2 protein-coding genes are annotated in these 2,050 nt (G+C 28.9%); one reads left to right on the plus strand and one right to left on the minus strand.

Going from position 1 to position 2,050, the window contains the following annotated elements; genetic code table 11:
- Nucleotides 1-291: 291 nt before the first annotated feature.
- Entirely contained in the window at nucleotides 292-1,446 is a 1,155-nt protein-coding gene (locus tag ACH0CI_RS28145; protein ID WP_224980656.1) for a hypothetical protein, read from the minus strand.
- Nucleotides 1,447-1,771: 325 nt separating this feature from the next.
- Between ACH0CI_RS28145 and ACH0CI_RS28150 the strand changes: the two genes are divergently transcribed.
- On the plus strand, nucleotides 1,772-2,050 hold a 279-nt coding region (locus ACH0CI_RS28150; RefSeq protein ID WP_483880023.1), incomplete at its 3' end, for a Y-family DNA polymerase.

Raw genomic sequence — 2,050 nt, forward strand, 5'->3', positions numbered from 1 at the left:
CATAGGAGCTATCTATACAACGAGAAAGAAGCCAATAGAATAAGATATGAACTTTGTCTAGAATTAAAAAGATGTGATTAATTTATTATGTCTTCGTCTTTTATTACTTTTCTTTTTATTTATTATTTCTAGTTTAATTTAATATATAAACAATTCGTTTAAATTATATTCTTGTTTAATGGAAAAATTTCCAATAAACAAAAAGTAAATGTTTGTTATAATTTTCCACAGTATTTTAGTACGTGTTTCTTATCAATATTTATTACATTAAAATATAGTATGATAGTAGCTCTAATTATCTTCTTTTTTTGGTTTGAATACTTGTTTAGAAAAAATTTTCTTAAATTGATTTGTATTATGTAATATATTATCTAAAATTTCATCAAAAACTTTTTCGAGTGAATCATATTCGTCTGTTTCATCATGTAAAATTGGGGCAATTAAAATTAATAAAATAAAATAAGCTAAAATAAACATATAGTAGGCATGTGCATATGTGTTTAGAGTAGCACTACTACTTCGAAACACAGATGAAAATATACTTCCATGAAAGCGTTCATTACGATAAGTATATAATAACCCTAAGACGATTAGCTTCATTAGTTGTTCGTCATTCAAAGTATATTCAACTGTCTTGTCTCCTGATGGGAATTTCACAGTTTTTCCATTTACGAGATAGCATGCTAATCTCCCTGTTTCATAAATTGCAGACGAGCTAGGATCAGAAATTTTTAGTTTATTTATCTTTCTTTGAGTATTATCTTTATTAGTTTTAAACTTTAATTCATTTTCCAATTTCGTAATCTTGGAACTACGCTCTGAATCTAGTTTATTTTTTATAGCCTCATATCGTGACTCAAATTCTCTGTATAAGCTATCCTGAAAAATTAAATTTTTAAATCGATCCTGAATCCTAGATTGATGATCCTTCACATGAGAGGCAGCCTTTTCTCCCTCTTCAACGAAAAGACGACGTACTATATATTCTCCGGTTTGAGAAGGTACAATATTAGCTAACATGTGCAACATTGTATTTATCTTATTATATTTACTATTCCTCAAATAATCACATAACAATTCATTGAGTGTTTGTTCCATCATTCCAAGACTTGTATTCTTTTCAGTCCAATTTCTTGTTCTCTTCAAATAATGAAATTGATAGTCTAAAGCTCTCCATATTTGGTCAAATGCTATGTCTGGTCGTAGTGGTAACTGATCAAGGGCATCAATAATATAGGAAACAGCCACATTTATTACTGGATTATCAATATCTTTGAATTTTAATGGTGAAAATAGTTGGACAATACTCTCTTTTTCTAGTAGTTGTAAGAAATTCTTCTGTAGATCAGTACAGGAGCTATTATTTAAAGTTTTATTAGGCCAGATATTGTTATATTCTAGACGTGATTTATAAAACCTTTCATGCCTTTCCTCTTTATTCTCCATAATTAAAATATCCTTTCCTTTTGAGTGTAATAATAAAATCTATAAAAAAATGGTTAGATTAACATATAACGATAGGTCTATTTTACAATATTTTATATGTCAGAATTTGTCTTACTTTGTTTTTTGTATGAAAATATTTTATATTTTCTTACACAATACCTTTGTTTTTCTGTTTAACAACCTCATATTATAGGTGTATTTTAGTAGGCAGTTATTTTAAAAATTATAGATTTATATCTATTCCCCTTAATTTCATAGAAAATTATCCTTAAGCAATAGCGAAAATTGGGAAAAATTTAGAGTTTTTTATCAAAGAGTATTTTCAATGAACAATGGACAGCTACCAAGCAGAGTCATTATTTGTATCGACATGAAGGCTTTTTTTGCTTCAGTTTCCTCTGTCATACGGGGATTAGATTCGTTGAAAACAAGGCTTGCTGTGGTAGGTGATATCAAACAGTCGGGGTCGGTTGTATTAGCTGCCACACCCTTATTAAAGAAAGAAGGAATCAATACAGGAAGTCGGATTTTTGACATTCCTAAAAGGAAAGATATCCATGTGGTGAATCCATCCATGGAGAGATATATCAAGGCTTCGAACTAT

The organism is Priestia sp. 179-F W1.4 NHS, from assembly GCF_045369295.1.
Lineage (GTDB): Bacteria > Bacillota > Bacilli > Bacillales > Bacillaceae_H > Priestia > Priestia zanthoxyli.

Bases quoted from the DNA above. Each gene is read 5' to 3' on its own strand.
- ACH0CI_RS28145 (WP_224980656.1), bottom strand. From the start codon at position 1,446: ATGGAGAATAAAGAGGAAAGGCATGAAAGGTTTTATAAATCACGTCTA.